Genomic DNA, 14,871 nt, shown 5'->3' on the forward strand with positions numbered 1-14,871 from the left:
ATCGGTCAAGCCGCCAGCGCTTGCTCCCTTGGGCGGGCGGCTGGGGCACCACCCGCCCCCGTCCCCGCCAGCTCCCCCAGCCCGAAATGCCCGCGCAGCGTGCGGCTTTCGTATTCCTCGCGGAACAGGCCGCGCTTGCGCAGCAGGGGGACGACTTCGCTGGTGAACAGCTCGAACTGCTGGTTGAGTATGGGCGGCATGACGTTGAAGCCATCGGCTGCGCCGTGCCTGAACCAGTCTTCGATGATGTCGGCCACCTGTTCGGGCGTGCCGGCCACGGCCAGGTGGCCGCGGGCGCCGGCCAGGCGCTTGAGCAGGCCGCGCAGGGTGAGGCCGTCGCGCAGGCTGGTTTCCACGTAGCCCACGGCGCGGCTGCGCGAGGCTTCGACCTTGTCGGGATCGGGGAAGTCGTCGCGCGTGAGCAGGCGGTCCAGCGGCACGGCCGAGAAGTCGTGGCCGCCAAAGCGTGCGGACAGGCGGGCCAGGCCGACCTCGATGCTGGTCAGGCTGTCGAGCTCTTCCCAGACCTGGCGCGCCTCGTATTCGGTGGAGCCGATGGCGGCGCTGATGCCGGGCAGGATCACGATGTCCTGCGGGCGGCGGCCCAGCCGCTGCGCCTGTCCCTTGATGTCGGCATAGAAGGCCTGGGCCGATTCCCGCGAGCCATGGGCCGTGAAGATGGCCTCGGCCCATTGCGCGGCAAAGGCACGGCCCGATTCGGACTGGCCGGCCTGCACGAAGACGGGCCGGCCCTGCGGGCTGCCGGGCACGTTGAGCGGGCCGCGCGTGCGGATGTATTTGCCCTCGAAGTGGATGGGCCGGATCTGCGATGCGTCGAGGAACTGGCCGGCCGCCGTGTCGTCCAGCAGGGCGCTGGCCGGAAAGCTGCGCCACAGCGCATCGACGGCGGACACGAATTCCTCGGCGATGCGGTAGCGGTCGCCGTGGTCCACGCTGTCGGCCAGGCCGTAGTTCAGGCCCGCATTGGGCGCCCAGGAGGTGACGATGTTCCAGCCCGCCCGCCCCTTGGACAGATGGTCCAGCGAGGCGAACTGGCGCGCCAGCGTGTAGGCATGGCTGTAGGTGGTGGAGGCGGTGCCGATCAGGCCGATGCGCTCGGTGCGCAGCGCCAGTGCCGTCAGCAGCACCAGCGGGTCCAGCAGGCCCGAGGTGATCTGCTGGCCGTTCTCGGGCCCGACCAGGCTGTCGGCCAGGAAGACGGCGTCGAATTTGGCGGCCTCGGCGATGCGTGCGGCATCGACGTACAGCTCCAGGTCGGTGAGCGCCTTGCGGTTGGCGCCGGGATGGCGCCAGGCGCCTTCGTGGTGGCCGCGCGTCATGAGGAACAGGTTCAGGTGCAGTTGCCGAGACATGGGAGCAGTCCTTTGTTGTGTGGGTTGTTTCGCGGGCGGGGCCGGCGTCAGGCGATCTCTGTCTCGACGCCCAGGCTGCGCAGCAAGGTGGCGCGCAGCTGCATGAAGGCAGGATGGTCGGGGCGGCGGGGATGGGGCAGGTCCACGGCGTGGTTCTCGGCGATGCGGCCGTCCCTGAGCACCAGGATGCGGTCGGCCAGCAGCAGGGATTCGTCCACGTCGTGCGTGACGAGGATGACCGTGGGCCGTATGCGCTCGACCAGGCGCAGCAGCAGGCCGTGCATGCGCATTCGCGTGAGCGCGTCCAGCGCGCCGAAGGGCTCGTCGGCCAGCAGCACGTGCGGGTCGCGCAGCAGGCTGCGGGCCAGCGAGGCGCGCTGCTTCTGGCCGCCCGACAGCGTGGCGGGCCAGGCGCCAGCCTTGTCCTGCAGGCCCACGTCGTGCAGGATTTGCCGTGCTGCGGGCAGCACGGCGCGGGCGTCCAGCCCCAGCGTGAGGTTGTCCAGCACCGACAGCCAGGGCAGCAGGCGCGCGTCCTGGAACAGCACGGAGACATTGCCCTGCGCACTGGCCGCGCCGCTGGACTGCGCATGGCCGTCCAGCCCGGCGAGCGCGCGCAGCAAGGTGGTCTTGCCCGAGCCGGACTCGCCCAGCAGGGCCACGAACTGGCCCGGGGCAATGTCCAGGTCGATGGCGTCCAGCACGTTCTTGCCGCCAAAGCTGCGCGTGAAGCGCTGCAGCCGCACGGCGCCCGGGGTGGGGTGATGGCTCATGATCCCAGCGACCTCCGGTAGGACAGCACATGCGCCTCGACGCGGCGCACCACGGCGTCGGACAGCAGGCCCAGCAGGGCGTAGATGAGGATGCCCACCACGATCACATCGGTCTGCCCCCAGTCGCGGGCGCGGTTCATGAGGTAGCCGATGCCGGTCTGCGTGTTGATCAGCTCCAGCACCACCAGCGCCGTCCAGCACAGCGACACGGCAATGCGCAAGCCCACGAAGAAGCCCGGCAGCGCGCCCGGCAGCGCCACCTTGCGGATGAATTCGGCGCGCGAAAGGCCCAGGGTCTGGGCCAGCTCCACATGGCCGATGTCGATGCCGCGCAGGGCCGCGTGGGTATTGATGTAGACGGGCACCAGCACGGCCGTGAAGATCAGAAAGATCTTCATGGACTCGCCAATGCCCAGCCAGATGATGGCCAGGGGAATCAGCGCCAGCGTGGGCACGGCGCGCTTGATCTGCACCAAGCCGTCGAGCAGGGCCTCGCCCGTGCGCGTCAGGCCCGAGGCCAGGGCCAGCAGCACGCCAGCCACCACGCCCAGCAGCAACCCGCTGTAGGCACGGCCTGCCGATGCCAGCAGGTGGGGCAGCAGGCTGCCGTCGGCCACCATGCCGTAGCCGGCGACCAGGGCCTGCGAGGGCGCGGTCAGTGTCTCGGGCGACAGCCAGCCCAGGCGCGAGGCCGCCTCCCACAGCACCAGCAGCAGGCCGGGGCCCACCAGCAGCGCGCCCTGCGACAGGCGCGCGGGCACCAGTTGCACGGCGGCCCGGGTGGCGGGCTCGGATTGAGCGGTGGCTGCGGTGGCCGGTGCCAGACCGGCCGCGTTGATATCCAGTTGCGCTTGCGTCATCGTGTGTTTTCTGGCCGGTTCATCGGTTGGCCACGATCACGCGGTCGTAGGTGGACACGAAGGAGCCGGCCGCATCCAGCCGCTGCGGCAGGCTGCCGGCGGCGTGCAGGATGTCGATCAGCTTCTGGTGGTGGGGTTGCGCCTCGGCGGCCGTCTGGAACAGCAGGTCGGACTGCGATGCCAGGATGGCCGCCGTGCTCTCCGCATCGATGCGCTGGAACTGCGTGTAGTAGTGGCGGCCCCATTCCTGCTCGTGGCCATTGCTCCACTTGCCTGCGCGCACGAAGGCGCCAAGGAAATCGACGATGGCCTGGGACTTGGCCGGGTCGGCCAGCACCTCGGGCCGGGCATAGAGGTACGAGGTGGCGGGCAGCAGCGTGCGCTCCTGCGGATCGGGCACGGGCCGCGCGCCGATCTGCTTGCCCAGGCGCGTGACATGGGGCTCCATGAGCACGGCCACGTCCACGGCCTTGGCGCGCAGCGCGTCGTTGAGTTCGGCCACGCGCAGGTTGACCAGCTTCACGTCGGCCAGCGTCAGGCCCGCGCGTGTCAATGCCTCGATCAGGAAGACCTGGCGGCCCGAGCCTTCCACATAGCTCAGGCGCTTGCCGCGCAGGTCGGCCAGGCGCTCTATGCCTGCATCGGCACGCTGCACCGGCCGGTACTGGGCGCGCTCGCGCGTGAAGGTGGCGATGATGGGCAGCTGCACACCGGCGGCGCGCGCCTGGATGGGCGGCGTGTCGCCCACATAGGCAATGTCCAGCGCGCCTGCGCGTATGGCCTCGAAGATGGCCGGGCCGCCCGCGAAGTTGGGCAGCTCCAGCTGAAAGCCCAGGCGCTTGCGCTCGCCGCTGGCATCCAGCAGGTGGCGCAGCAGCTCGCTCTGGTCGGCGACGACCAATCGGGTCCTGGGGTCGGCCGCAGCCCGCGCGGCGGTGGTGGAAGCCAGGGCGGCAGCGGCCAGCAGAGAAGGGCCGGCCAGCAGGAAACGACGCTTGTTCACGCGCTCCATCCTCAAAAGATTGCAATGGGATGGATGCTAGTTAGCGTGCTTCAGTTGTGAAAATACCGATTCCGTATTTGCAAACGCGCGCCACGCACATGGGCGTGGCGCGGGGGAGGTTCAGCCGAACACCGGGCGCATGAAGCTGCGCTCGTAGCTCAGGATGCAGCGCGTGTCCTCCGCGTAGCGGAAGGCGGCCTGGCACTCGGGGTCCTGCATGGACTTGATGCGGTACTCCTCGTACAGCGCCATGCTGGGAAAGCTGAACATGGCCAGCGCCACATTGTTGGCACCTTCGGACGGCAGGAAGTAGCCGTGGTGCTTGCCGCCGAACTTCTCGACCAGCGGAATCCAGGTCTTGCCGTAGTGCTCGAATTCCTTGGCCTTGAACGGGTCGATGATGTAGCGCAGGTAGCAGGTGATCATGGGGATGGAAGAAGGGGGAAAGGGAATGGGAGGCAGGGACGGCAGAGCCGGCTCTAGAGTTTGAACGAAGCCGTCAGGCGCGACAGCTTCTCCGATTCTTCCTGCAGCACCTGGGTGGCAGCCGAGGACTGCTCGACCAGGGCGGCGTTTTGCTGGGTCACGCGGTCCATGTCGGTCACGGCATGGCCCACCTGCTCGATGCCGCTGCTTTGCTCGCGGCTGGCCGAGGCGATTTCGGTCACGATGCCCGTGATGTTGCGCACCGTGGTGACCACCTCGCGCATGGTCTGGCCGGCCTGGTCCACCAGGGTGGCGCCGGCGTCCACGCTGTCCACCGAGGTCTGGATCAGCGTCTTGATCTCGCGCGCGGCCGAGGCGCTGCGCTGTGCCAGCGTGCGCACCTCGCCCGCCACCACGGCAAAGCCGCGCCCGTGCTCGCCCGCGCGCGCCGCTTCCACGGCCGCATTCAGCGCGAGGATATTGGTCTGGAAGGCAATGCCGTCGATCACGCCGATGATGTCCACCACGCGGCGCGAGGAGCTGTTGATCTCGCCCATGGTGGCCACCACCTGGTCCACCACGGAGCCGCCGCGCTCGGCCACGGAACAGGCGCCCGAGGCGATCTGGCTGGCGTGCTGGGCGTTCTCGGCGTTCTGGTGCACGGTGGCCGTGAGCTGCTCCATGGAGGCGGCGGTTTCTTCCAGCGAACTGGCCTGGCGCTCCGTGCGCTGCGACAGGTCCACGCTGCCCGTGGCGATCTCGCCGGCCGAGCGGTGGATGACGCCGGCCGTGTCATGGATGCGCGTCACCAGCCGGCGCAGCTGCTCGCTCATGCGCTGCACGGCGGCGATCACGCTGCCTTCGGGGGCCTGGGCTGCGCCCGCCAGCCCCGACTGCGACAGGTCGCCCGAGGCGATGCGGTTGGCAATCTCGGCCGCCACCGCCGGCTCGCCGCCAATGGCATTGAGCACGCTGCGCGTGGCCAGCCACGCAATCAGGGACAGCAGTGCGCCCAGCACGGCCAGCGCCGCCACCGACTTGGTGATGGTGGCGACAAAGGCCTGCTGGATGTCGTCCACATAGTCGCCAGCGATCAGGTCCCAGTTCCAGGCCGTGGAGCGCCTGGCATAGGCCAGCTTCTCGCTGGGCTCCTTGGCGCCGGGGCGGGGCCACCAGTACGTGAGGTAGCCGCTGCCCTGGGCCGACGCGCCCACGGCGGCAATGTTGCGGTACAGGTAGTTGCCCTTGGCATCCTGGAAGCCGCCCATGTTCTTGCCGTTGATGCCCGGGCTTGCGGGATTGTTCAGCACCACGGAATCCGTGGTGATGCTGGTGATGTAGCCTGCGCCGCTTGCATAGCGCAACTGGCCCACGCGGGCAATGGCGGTGGCCTTGGCTTCTTCCTCTGTCAGCTTGCCGGCCTTGGCCTCGGCGGCAATCGCCGCAATCAGGCTGTCGCCCGCATCGACGAAGTCGCGCAGCGCCTGCTGCCGGGCCTCGTAGGCCTTGTCGCGTGCCTGGTAGGCGTTGAAGAGGGTGAGCGCAAGCAGCGCGAGAAGGCAGAAAACCAGCGGTGCCAGCAGTTTCTGGCGAAGGGACAGGGCGGGCATGGTCGGGGAGTGCAGCAGAAGGCCAGGAACGCCACAATGCTACAGAAACTTACGGCATGGTTGCATGTAATTACAAATAAAGCTGCGGTCCGCAGCACTGCAAAGGCGGGCGAAAATCGCGCCATGCAAGAAACCCCGCCTCCCGCCGCCCAGCCCCGCAATCCGCTGCACGGCGTCACGCTCGAAGCCATCGTCCTTGCCCTGGAGGCCCGCTACGGCTGGGCCGGGCTTGCGCGGCAGGTTCCGGTGCGCTGCTTTGCGCTGGACCCCAGCGTCAGCTCCAGCCTGAAGTTCCTGCGCAAGACGCCCTGGGCGCGCGAGAAGGTGGAGGCGCTCTATCTGGAGATGCTGCGCAAGGACAGGCCCAGGCCTGCTTCCCAAGACTGAAGGCGAAGCCGGTGGCCACCGGGCAGCCTGTCCGGTGCGCTGGCGCAGGTTTTGCCGATCATCGGCTCCCGCTGCATGCCTGCATCCCTGCCGCCGTGATTGCCGCCGCCCTGGACAAGCTCGGCATCACGCAGGCTCCGCGCCCAGCGCCTGGGCCAGGAACTCGGCCGTGACGCGCACCCGGGCCGTGCGCTGCAGGTCGGGGTGCATGACCTGCCAGACCTCGTAGTCGTCCGAGCGCTGGCGCTGCGGCCAGATGCGCAGCAGGCCTTCGCGCTCGCCCATGCTCACGGGCATTTCGCCCAGGCCTATGCCGGCCGCCACGGCCTTGCGCACCAGCAGGCTGGAGTTGGCGGCCATGGCGATCCTGGCCTGGCGCGCGGGCACGTCCACCATGGTGGGAACGGGCCGCTGCTCCAGGAAGGGGCCGTAGACCACGAGGTGGTGGCCGCGCAGTTCGTCCTCGGCCACGGGCTCGCCAAAGCGCGCCACATAGGCGGCACTCGCAAACAGTCCTACCGGCCATGCCGCCACGCGGCGCACCACCAGCTCGGGCGCCTCGGGGCGGACGTTGCGAAACGCGATGTCGGCCTGGCGGCGGCCCAGGTTGAGCATCTGGGTGGACACCTCCAGGTCCACGCGGATGCCGGGCCAGCGCTGCTGCAGGCGCTCGATGGCGGGCAGCAGGAATTCGGTGGCAATCGAGTCGGTGCTGGTCACGCGCACCAGGCCGGCCGGGCTGTCGTCCAGGCCTTCGATGCGCGTGCGTAGGTCCAGCGCCGCGCCCTCCATGCGCCGCGCCGCGCCCAGTGCGGCCTCGCCGGCGGCGGTCAGCAGGTAGCCGTCCCTAGCGCGCAGGAAGAGCTTGCTGCCCAGCTCGGCCTCCAGCGCATTCAGGCGCCGGCCCACGGTGGCCTGGTCCACGCCCAGGATGCGTGCGGCCGCGCGCAGGGAAGGGGCGCGTGTCAGGGCGAGAAAGATGCGGGTGTCATCCCAGTTCATGGCGGTTGGCGTGATGCAGATTTGCAGCACTGTAGAGCGAAATCGCTGCGTTCGAGCGGCTGGCGGCAGTCGTAAGCTCGGGGCATTCGTTTCTTCAACCTGTTTTTGGACACTCTTTCGCCATGAATGACGACGCCCGCATGCAAGCCATTGTTTTCGACGATTTCGGCGGCCCCGAAGTGCTCGTGGCCCGCGACGTGGCCCGGCCCGAAGTCCGGCCCCATGACCTTCTGGTGCGCAATGCCTCCATCGGCGTGAACCGTGCCGATGTCTCGCACCGCAAGGGCGCCTATGGCCGCGCCCACTTTGGCGAATCCGACCTCATGGGCCTGGAGATCGCCGGCACGGTGGTGCAAGTGGGCGCCGAGGTGCAGGGCTTCGCCGTGGGCGACCGCGTCATGGGCATCGTGGGCGGCGGCGCCTATGCCGAGCTGTCGCGCATCGACCACCGCATGGCCATGCATGTGCCCGAGGGCCTTTCGCTGACGGATGCCGGCGCGGTGGCCGAAGTCTTCGTAACGGCGCATGAGGCGCTGTTCCACCTGGCCCAACTGCAGCCTGGCGAAGCCGTGCTCATCCACGCGGCCGGCAGCGGCGTGGGCTCGGCGGCGGTGCAGCTGGCGCATGCGGCCGGGGCGCGCGTGTTCGCCACGGCCAGCGGCGACAAGCGGGCGGCTGTCTTGGGCCTTGGCGCCGACGTGTTCATCGACTACCGCAGCGAAGACTTCCAGGCCGTGGTGGCCGAGCAGACCGGCGGCCAGGGTGTGGATGTGGTGGTGGACTTCATCGGCGCCCCGTATCTGGAGCGCAACCTGCGCTCGATGGCCATGGGCGGGCGCATGGTCTGCGTGGGCCTGCTGGGCGGCGCGCTGGCGGCGGCCGTGCCCATGGACGTGCTGCTGTACAGGCACCTGAGGATCTTCGGCACGGTGATGAAGTCGCGCCCGCCCGAAGTCAAGCAGGCCATGGTCCGGCGCTTTGCCCAGCGCTGGCTGCCCGCACTGGCGGCCGGCACCATCCGTCCCGTGATCGACAGCACCTGGCCGCTGGCCGAGGCCGCGCAGGCGCACCGGCGCATGGAGTCGGGCCAGAGCGTGGGCAAGCTGCTGCTGATTCCCGGGCAGGGCGGTCAATAGGGCACTCAATAGGGCGCTCAATAGGGCGGCCAGGCCCCATCCCCCGCGTCCACGGTCGCGAACATGGTGCGCACGGTGTGCGTGAAATGCGGCCGCGTGATGTCGCTCCAGGCCGTGGCGCGCACCTGCAGCCAGGCCGGGCAGCCCAGCACGCCGGGGTTTTGCAGGTCATAGCAGGCCAGGGACAGCGGGCCGCCGTCGTGGTTCAGGTAGCGGCGTGAATGGATGTTGCCCTGCACGGCGGCCAGGCCCGGCATGTGTTCTTCGTCGTACCAGCGAAAGATCTCGGGCGCCCAGCCTTCGGCCGGGTCCATCTCCACCGTGTAGTGGGCATGGCGCTGCTGCCCGTGCGAGGCGCCGGGCCGGTCGAAGGCCAGCGTCAGCCTGGACGCCGCAAGGTTTGATGCGGCCGGCAGCATGGCCTGCGCCGCCGCCTGCACGGCAAGCACTGCAGGCCGCGAGACGCCGATGCGGCCCGGCAGCTCCACATAGACGTAGATGCGCCCCGTGCTGGCCGACCAGGCGAATCGCTGGACGGTCAGGCGCACGCCCAGGCCTGCCGCCTGGGTGAGGGCGTCGCCAAACGCAGGACCGTAGGCGCTTCTTGCGAGTGCCTTGGCGCTTGCCAGGCAGGGCGCTGCCATCGTCCATTGCAGCAGCAGGCAGTCGGCAGGTATGCGGGAATCAGCCATGCCTTCAGTGCCCGATATGGAATGCGGTGAGAAAGCGCGAGACCATGTTGTAGGCCGCGATGGTGGCCACCAGGTCCACCTGCTCCTGCGCGCTGAAGCGGGCCTGCACCTGGGCGAACAGCGCGTCGGCGACGGTGATGTCGCGCGTCATGGCATCGGTCAGGCGGATGGCAAGGTGCTCTTGCTCGGTCCACGGCGCATCCGCGGCGCAGGGGATGCTGCGGGTCGCCTCGATGGCCGCATCGCTCTTGCCCGCCTTGTGGGCATGGGGTACATGGGCATTGAATTCATAGGGCGCGCCGTTGAGCACGGCCACGCGCAGGATGACCAGCTCGCGCAGCCCTGCATCCAGGCTGCTGCGATTGCGCACGGCCGACAGCATCTGCTCCCATCCGTGGGCGATGGGTGGGCTGTTGAGCAGCACCTGGTACAGCTCGGAAATGCGGCCGCGTTCGGCCAGGATGCGCGATTCCACAGCCGCCAGTTCGGGGCGGGTTCCGGGGAGTACGGGTTGGATTCTCATGGGGGCTCGCTTCAGTCGGGGGTGATGCCGTTGGCGCGTACCACGCGGCTCCATTTGAGGGTGTCGGCCTGCAGCGCCCTGGCCAGCTCGGCCGGCGTGCTGCCCACGACTTCGGTGCCAGAGGCTTCCAGGCGGCTTTTGACCGAGGGCGTGTTCAGCGCCCGCTGCACGGCCTGGCTCATTTTTTCGGTCTCGGCCGCTGGCGTGCCCTTGGGGGCGAACAGGGCGTACCAGTTGTCCGAATCCACGCCGGTGATGCCGATCTCGGCAAAGGTCCTGACCTCGGGAAAGCGCGGGTGGCGCCGGCTGGCGGCAATGGCAACGGGCTTGAGCTTGCCGGCGGAGATCTGTCCGATCAGCCCGGGAATGTCGCCAAAGAAACCATCGACATGGCCCGCCACCACATCCGTGATGGCGGGCGCGGCGCCCTTGTAGGGAATGTGGGCGAGCTGGATGCCCGCATGCTCTTTGAGCAATTCCATGGCCAGGTGCGGCACGCTGCCCGTGCCGGACGAGGCCATGGTCAGCGGTGTACGGGCCTGGCGTGCGGCTGCCACGAACTGCGCGCCGTTGCCGTAGGGCGCCTTGGCGTTGACCACCAGCATCTCCACGTTGCTGACCACCAGCGACACCGGTGCGAGGTCGGTGGCCGGCTTGTAGCCGAGCTTGGGGTACAGCGCCGGGTTGATGGCCACGGCGCCCACGCTGGTCAGCCACAGCGTGCGCGTGTCCGGCTGTGCGCGCGATACGTATTCGGCCGCAATGGCGCCGTTGGCACCGGCCTTGTTCTCGACCACGACGATGCTGCCCAGCTCCTTGCCCAACTGCTCGGCCAGCGTGCGCGCCACGAAGTCCACCGGGCCGCCCGGCGGAAAGGCCACGACGATGCGCGTCATCTGCGGCTGCGCGGGCGCAAGCGCGGGCCATGCGGCGCAAACCAGGGCAGCGAGGGGCGCCAGGGCCGCCAGCGCCATGGACAGACAGCGCCTGCGGCGGGTGGAAGGGATGCTTGTCATGGATGTCTCCTTTTATGGGTATCTGTGGGCAGGGCGACCGGCGATGAGCCACAGGCGACGGGCGCCGTGTGCGGTCCTCAGAACCGGTACAGCCGCTGCGGGTTGTCCACCAGCAGGGCCTGCCGCAGCGCTGGCGTGGGCGCGATGTCGGCCAGCGCATCGACCAGCAGGCCGTCGTCGGGCACGTGCGTGTGGTTGGGGTGGGGCCAGTCCGTGCCCCACAGGCATTGCGTGGGAAAGCGCTCCACCAGCAGGCGCGCCAGCGGCTTGCCCTGGGCATAGGGCGGCTGGCTGTCGATGCGGTCCACGCCGCTGACCTTGACGTGGAACTGCGGCTGGTCGGCCAGCAGCTGCATCAGCGCCTGGAAATCTGCATGCCCTGCGCCCAGGCGCGCATCCACGCGCCCCATGTGGTCGATCACCACGGGCACGGCACTGGCCTGCAACTGCCGGCCCACCGTATGCACCAGGCTGCTTTCGAAATGCACCTGCAGATGCAGGCCGGCCGCGGCCAGGCGCGGGGTCAGTGCCAGAACGTCTTCAATGCAGGCGCCGGCCAGGTGCCGCATGAAGTTGAAGCGCACGCCCCGGAACCCCGCACCCGCCAGCCGCGCCAGCTCGCCATCGGACACATCGGCGGCCACCAGCGCCACGCCCAGGTAGTTGCCGCCACCGGCGGCAATCGCGTCCTGCACCGCACTGTTGTCCAGGCCGTGGCAGGCGGACTGCACGATCACGCAGCGCGACACGCCCAGGTGGCGGTGCAGTGCAAACAGCGTGTGCTTGCCCGCGTCCGCCGGGGTGAAGCTGCGCCCGGCCGCATAGGGAAACTGGGTGCCGGGACCGAACACATGCACATGGGTATCGCAGGCGCCCGCAGGCAGCTGCAGCGCGGGCTTGGAGGGGGACAGGGCGTAGGTGAGTTCAGGCATGGGGCTTTGCAACAAGGCAGCGACAGCGAAGGCTTGTGGCGATTGTGGGCGGGCTTGCCGCGAATGAGGCATAGACTTGGCTGATACCTGCTATCAGCCAAAAGCATGCTGAAAGCCCTTGCCAAGGAGAACCATGGACCTGACGCGCCTGAGCTATTTCGCTGCGGTGGCCGAGGCCGGCAGCTTCAGCCGCGCCGCCGCCGCCCTGCATTTGTCGCAACCGGCCCTCAGCCGACAGGTGCTGTTGCTGGAGGGGGAGCTGGGACAGCGGCTGCTTGAGCGCACCGGGCGCGGCGTGGTGCTGACCGAGCCGGGCCAGGCGCTGCTGCAGCATGCGGCCGGCATCTTTGCGCTGGCCGCGCAGGCCGAATCGGACATGCAGGACCGGCTGCGCAGCCCGCGCGGGCGCATCAGCATCGGCCTGCCGCCCTGGGTGGCGCGCTCCATCGCCGCAGACCTGGTGCAGGGCTTTTTGCAGCAGTACCCCGACGTCACCATCTCCATCGAGGAGAACCTGAGCATCAGCCTGCGCGAATGGCTGATCGCCGGGCGCGTGGACATGGCCCTGCTGTTCGATCCCCCGCACTCGCCGCAGATCACCACGGAGACCCTGCTGCGCGAGCCGCTGGTGCTGGTCAGCAGGCATGCGCTGCCCGCCAAGGTCCGCATGGCGGCGCTGTCCCAGCGCAAGCTCGTCATGGCGCGCGGCCCCAACGCGCTGCGCAAGCTGCTGGAGAGCTACACCGTGCCGCGCGGCGTGCCGCTGCACATGCTGGCCGAGGTCGACTCCGTGCACACCGTGCTCTCGCTGGTGGCCCGGGGCATGGGCGACTCCGTGCTGCCGCTGAGCGCCATCCAGGGCACGGCCTCGCCGTCGCAGCTGTCGATCGCGCAGATCATCTCGCCCGTCGTGCGCAACCGCCTGGTGCTGGCCATTCCGCGCGCACGCCCGTCCACCCGCGTCACGCGCTTTGCAGAGCAGCTGATCAAGCGGGTGGTGAGCGAGCGGCTGGGCTTGCCGGGTTGATCCGGCAGCTGTTGAACGGCCAGTGCGAAGCCCTGGCCCGCACTCAGCCCAGCTTGTGCCGCGTCCTGAGCAATCCCAGGCCCAGCGCGATGAAGGTGCCGCCCACGATGCGGTTGAACAGCCTGGCGTGCGCCAGCACGTGGCCCTTGATCATGGAGATCAGCAGCACATAGCAGGCGTGCGAGATCAGGGCGCAGACCGCGAACGTGGTGGTCAGCACCAGGTACTGCGTGAGCAGCGGCTCGCCCGGGATGACGAATTGCGGGAACAGCGCGGAGAAGAACAGGATGGCCTTGGGATTGGTCAGCGACACGCCCAGGCCCTGCGCCACCAGCTGCCAGTTCCCGCGTTCACGCCGGTGGGCAGGCGCCAGGCCGGCGTCGCTGCCCAGCAGCGCGTCCTTGCTGCGCCAGCGCTTGACGCCCAGCCAGATCAGGTACATGGCGCCTGCCACCTTCATGACCAGAAATGCGTGGGCCGACATGCTGAGAATGGTGCCCATGCCGATCATGGCCAGCCCGGAGACCACGAAGATGCCCACCGAGCTGCCCAGCGAACTCAGGGCCGTTCGCCTGGCGCCCACGTCCACCGAGTTGGAGATGGCCAGCAGCACTGCCGGGCCGGGAGTGAAGCACATCAGCAGCGAGACGCCGCAGAAAACAAGCCAGTGGGCGATGGTCATGGTCGGTGCGAGGAGGCCGTGGGAAGACAGCCGGTATTCTCGTTCAATAACGCCCCCTGCGTGGCCCCGGGGTTGCCGGCCGCCCCGGCCCGTGCAAACAGATGCATGGCCCAGCCCGCGCAGGCCGCCGCGCTGGCCCAGACCAGCCCCCAGCCCTGGGCCGACAGCAAGTGCGGAATGGCCAGCGGCACCAGGAAGCACACCGCGAACACCGAGGTATTGGCCATGCCCAGCGCCGTGCCCGCGCGGGCCGCGCCGGCCAGCCCGGCCAGCTGCGTGTAGGCAACGCCGTGCCAGGCGGACACGCAGATACCGCACACGCCCAGCATCACCATCAGCACCAGGCCCATGGCGGGCGACACTGCCGATGCGCCCGGATGGCTGCTCCAGCTCAGGGCCGCCATGCCCGCGAACAACGCCAGGGTGAGCTGGCAGCAGGCGCGCAGAAAGGCCGGGCGGTTCTGGCGCCTGTCGGTCCAGCGGCCGCTGCAGATGCGCAGGGCCATGGAGGCGAGCTGCACGACCGACATGACGGCCGCCGCCACGCCCAGCCCCAGGTGGGCATGGTCATGCAGAAACACCGTTCCGAACGAGAGCACGGCAAACTGCGGGGCGCACAGGATGCCGATGCCGGCGGCCATGCGCCAGGCTTGCCGATCGCGCAGGGGCCCTGGCGCGGATGGCCCGGCCCGGCCTGGCGCAGCGGCCTTGCCTGAGGCCGGTGCATGCGATGGCTCCTGAATCCACAGCGCTGCAAACACCGCCGCCGCCAGGCACAGCGCCGCCAGCACGCCATAGACGGCGGCAAAGCCTGCATGCGTGGCCAGGCCGGTCAGCAAGGGGGCGCCAATGGCGCCGCCCAAGGGCACGGCGGTCTGGCGGATGCTCATGGCCAGGCCGCGCTCGCCTTCGGCAAACCAGCCCATGACGGCCCGGCCACTGGCGCCGTTGACGCTGCCGCCCAGCAGCCCCACCAGCACCAGCCCGCCGGCCAGCAGGCCGAACGAAGGGATATGGTCCGGCGATGGCGAGGCCCACAGCGCCATCGCCGCCAGGGCCAAGGCCGTGCCGCACAGGCCCAGCAGCAGCACCGGCCGGTCGCCCCAGCGGTCCGTCAGCAGGCCCCAGGGCAGTTCGCTGAGCGCAATGCCCAGGCCCATCAGCCCCAGCGCCAGGCCCAGCGTCTGCGTGTCCAGCTGGTAGCCCGAACGCATGAGGATGGCCGTCATGGGGATGCCGCTGAAAGCCACGGAAAACGCGGCGTTGGCGATGACGCCAGCGGCCAGCACCTTCCATCGGTGGCGGGGCGGGTGGGGGGAAGCCAAGGGGCTGGGATTGGCGCTGCGGCCGGCAGGAGAAGAGGTCATGGCCGGCAGTATGGTCAGCCCCAACCATCCTGAAAATCACATAATTTCGTATCTACAATCCA

General features: G+C 69.2%; 16 protein-coding genes. 3 read left to right on the forward strand and 13 right to left on the reverse strand.

Annotated elements, in window-relative coordinates:
- Window positions 1–5 precede the first annotated feature (5 nt).
- The 6 genes from ACRSCF_RS11485 to ACRSCF_RS11510 all read right to left on the reverse strand — a co-directional run bounded on the left by ACRSCF_RS11485 (window position 6) and on the right by ACRSCF_RS11510 (window position 6,045).
- A complete protein-coding gene (locus ACRSCF_RS11485; RefSeq protein WP_034366798.1) occupies window positions 6–1,373 on the reverse strand; it encodes an LLM class flavin-dependent oxidoreductase in 1,368 nt (455 codons plus the stop codon).
- Window positions 1,374–1,420: 47 nt separating this feature from the next.
- On the reverse strand, window positions 1,421–2,146 hold the full coding sequence (locus tag ACRSCF_RS11490; protein ID WP_244388056.1) for an ABC transporter ATP-binding protein: 726 nt from the start codon (window positions 2,144–2,146) through the stop codon (window positions 1,421–1,423).
- Complete coding sequence (locus ACRSCF_RS11495) at window positions 2,143–3,006, reverse strand: ABC transporter permease (RefSeq protein WP_034366761.1); 864 nt, start codon at window positions 3,004–3,006, stop codon at window positions 2,143–2,145. Before ACRSCF_RS11495 ends, ACRSCF_RS11490 begins: the two co-directional genes overlap by 4 nt.
- Before the next feature lie 19 nt (window positions 3,007–3,025).
- The gene (locus ACRSCF_RS11500) at window positions 3,026–4,018 is read right to left on the reverse strand and encodes an ABC transporter substrate-binding protein (protein ID WP_432675797.1); all 993 of its coding nucleotides are present in this window, start codon (window positions 4,016–4,018) and stop codon (window positions 3,026–3,028) included.
- A 111-nt stretch (window positions 4,019–4,129) separates the two neighbouring features.
- Entirely contained in the window at window positions 4,130–4,435 is a 306-nt protein-coding gene (locus tag ACRSCF_RS11505) for an NIPSNAP family protein (RefSeq protein ID WP_016446410.1), read from the reverse strand.
- A 53-nt stretch (window positions 4,436–4,488) separates the two neighbouring features.
- Complete coding sequence (locus ACRSCF_RS11510) at window positions 4,489–6,045, reverse strand: methyl-accepting chemotaxis protein (protein ID WP_034366759.1); 1,557 nt, start codon at window positions 6,043–6,045, stop codon at window positions 4,489–4,491.
- Window positions 6,046–6,168: 123 nt separating this feature from the next.
- Between ACRSCF_RS11510 and ACRSCF_RS11515 the strand changes: the two genes are divergently transcribed.
- On the forward strand, window positions 6,169–6,432 hold the full coding sequence (locus ACRSCF_RS11515) for a VF530 family DNA-binding protein (RefSeq protein WP_198803962.1): 264 nt from the start codon (window positions 6,169–6,171) through the stop codon (window positions 6,430–6,432).
- A gap of 126 nt (window positions 6,433–6,558) precedes the next feature.
- Here the strand turns inward: ACRSCF_RS11515 and ACRSCF_RS11520 are convergent, their stop codons facing one another.
- A complete protein-coding gene (locus tag ACRSCF_RS11520) occupies window positions 6,559–7,434 on the reverse strand; it encodes a LysR family transcriptional regulator (RefSeq protein ID WP_016446407.1) in 876 nt (291 codons plus the stop codon).
- 122 nt (window positions 7,435–7,556) lie between these two features.
- Between ACRSCF_RS11520 and ACRSCF_RS11525 the strand changes: the two genes are divergently transcribed.
- On the forward strand, window positions 7,557–8,570 hold the full coding sequence (locus ACRSCF_RS11525) for an NAD(P)H-quinone oxidoreductase (protein ID WP_034366753.1): 1,014 nt from the start codon (window positions 7,557–7,559) through the stop codon (window positions 8,568–8,570).
- 17 nt (window positions 8,571–8,587) lie between these two features.
- Here ACRSCF_RS11525 and ACRSCF_RS11530 read toward each other — a convergent pair whose 3' ends face one another.
- The 4 genes from ACRSCF_RS11530 to ACRSCF_RS11545 form a co-directional block, all read right to left on the reverse strand.
- The gene (locus ACRSCF_RS11530) at window positions 8,588–9,262 is read right to left on the reverse strand and encodes a hypothetical protein (protein WP_034366750.1); all 675 of its coding nucleotides are present in this window, start codon (window positions 9,260–9,262) and stop codon (window positions 8,588–8,590) included.
- A 4-nt stretch (window positions 9,263–9,266) separates the two neighbouring features.
- A complete protein-coding gene (locus tag ACRSCF_RS11535; protein ID WP_016451460.1) occupies window positions 9,267–9,785 on the reverse strand; it encodes a carboxymuconolactone decarboxylase family protein in 519 nt (172 codons plus the stop codon).
- An 11-nt stretch (window positions 9,786–9,796) separates the two neighbouring features.
- Window positions 9,797–10,801 (reverse strand): Bug family tripartite tricarboxylate transporter substrate binding protein, encoded by a 1,005-nt coding sequence (locus tag ACRSCF_RS11540; RefSeq protein WP_046238354.1) that lies wholly within the window; start codon window positions 10,799–10,801, stop codon window positions 9,797–9,799.
- Window positions 10,802–10,878: 77 nt separating this feature from the next.
- Window positions 10,879–11,733: an amidohydrolase family protein gene (locus ACRSCF_RS11545; RefSeq protein ID WP_034366747.1), complete on the reverse strand. Its 855-nt coding sequence runs from the start codon at window positions 11,731–11,733 to the stop codon at window positions 10,879–10,881.
- Between the two features lie 133 nt (window positions 11,734–11,866).
- Between ACRSCF_RS11545 and ACRSCF_RS11550 the strand changes: the two genes are divergently transcribed.
- Window positions 11,867–12,760, forward strand: coding sequence for a LysR family transcriptional regulator (locus ACRSCF_RS11550; protein ID WP_016446401.1), 894 nt, complete (start codon window positions 11,867–11,869; stop codon window positions 12,758–12,760).
- A 43-nt stretch (window positions 12,761–12,803) separates the two neighbouring features.
- On the opposite strand, the gene ACRSCF_RS11555 is transcribed toward ACRSCF_RS11550, so the two are convergent.
- Both ACRSCF_RS11555 and ACRSCF_RS11560 read right to left on the reverse strand, forming a co-directional pair.
- Window positions 12,804–13,442: a LysE family translocator gene (locus ACRSCF_RS11555; protein ID WP_016451462.1), complete on the reverse strand. Its 639-nt coding sequence runs from the start codon at window positions 13,440–13,442 to the stop codon at window positions 12,804–12,806.
- Complete coding sequence (locus ACRSCF_RS11560) at window positions 13,439–14,809, reverse strand: MFS transporter (RefSeq protein ID WP_034366794.1); 1,371 nt, start codon at window positions 14,807–14,809, stop codon at window positions 13,439–13,441. Before ACRSCF_RS11560 ends, ACRSCF_RS11555 begins: the two co-directional genes overlap by 4 nt.
- Window positions 14,810–14,871: the final 62 nt, after the last annotated feature.

The organism is Delftia sp. 11MD, assembly GCF_050907895.1.
GTDB classification, from domain to species: domain Bacteria; phylum Pseudomonadota; class Gammaproteobacteria; order Burkholderiales; family Burkholderiaceae_C; genus Comamonas; species Comamonas tsuruhatensis.

What these genes read in the sequence shown, in the direction of transcription:
- ACRSCF_RS11485 (WP_034366798.1), bottom strand. Translation starts at nt 1,373, where the DNA reads ATGTCTCGGCAACTGCACCTGAACCTGTTCCTCATGACGCGCGGCCAC.
- ACRSCF_RS11490 (WP_244388056.1), bottom strand. Translation starts at nt 2,146, where the DNA reads ATGAGCCATCACCCCACCCCGGGCGCCGTGCGGCTGCAGCGCTTCACG.
- ACRSCF_RS11495 (WP_034366761.1), bottom strand. Translation starts at nt 3,006, where the DNA reads ATGACGCAAGCGCAACTGGATATCAACGCGGCCGGTCTGGCACCGGCC.
- ACRSCF_RS11500 (WP_432675797.1), bottom strand. Translation starts at nt 4,018, where the DNA reads ATGGAGCGCGTGAACAAGCGTCGTTTCCTGCTGGCCGGCCCTTCTCTG.
- ACRSCF_RS11505 (WP_016446410.1), bottom strand. Translation starts at nt 4,435, where the DNA reads ATGATCACCTGCTACCTGCGCTACATCATCGACCCGTTCAAGGCCAAG.
- ACRSCF_RS11510 (WP_034366759.1), bottom strand. Translation starts at nt 6,045, where the DNA reads ATGCCCGCCCTGTCCCTTCGCCAGAAACTGCTGGCACCGCTGGTTTTC.
- ACRSCF_RS11515 (WP_198803962.1), top strand. Translation starts at nt 6,169, where the DNA reads ATGCAAGAAACCCCGCCTCCCGCCGCCCAGCCCCGCAATCCGCTGCAC.
- ACRSCF_RS11520 (WP_016446407.1), bottom strand. Translation starts at nt 7,434, where the DNA reads ATGAACTGGGATGACACCCGCATCTTTCTCGCCCTGACACGCGCCCCT.
- ACRSCF_RS11525 (WP_034366753.1), top strand. Translation starts at nt 7,557, where the DNA reads ATGAATGACGACGCCCGCATGCAAGCCATTGTTTTCGACGATTTCGGC.
- ACRSCF_RS11530 (WP_034366750.1), bottom strand. Translation starts at nt 9,262, where the DNA reads ATGGCTGATTCCCGCATACCTGCCGACTGCCTGCTGCTGCAATGGACG.
- ACRSCF_RS11535 (WP_016451460.1), bottom strand. Translation starts at nt 9,785, where the DNA reads ATGAGAATCCAACCCGTACTCCCCGGAACCCGCCCCGAACTGGCGGCT.
- ACRSCF_RS11540 (WP_046238354.1), bottom strand. Translation starts at nt 10,801, where the DNA reads ATGACAAGCATCCCTTCCACCCGCCGCAGGCGCTGTCTGTCCATGGCG.
- ACRSCF_RS11545 (WP_034366747.1), bottom strand. Translation starts at nt 11,733, where the DNA reads ATGCCTGAACTCACCTACGCCCTGTCCCCCTCCAAGCCCGCGCTGCAG.
- ACRSCF_RS11550 (WP_016446401.1), top strand. Translation starts at nt 11,867, where the DNA reads ATGGACCTGACGCGCCTGAGCTATTTCGCTGCGGTGGCCGAGGCCGGC.
- ACRSCF_RS11555 (WP_016451462.1), bottom strand. Translation starts at nt 13,442, where the DNA reads ATGACCATCGCCCACTGGCTTGTTTTCTGCGGCGTCTCGCTGCTGATG.
- ACRSCF_RS11560 (WP_034366794.1), bottom strand. Translation starts at nt 14,809, where the DNA reads ATGACCTCTTCTCCTGCCGGCCGCAGCGCCAATCCCAGCCCCTTGGCT.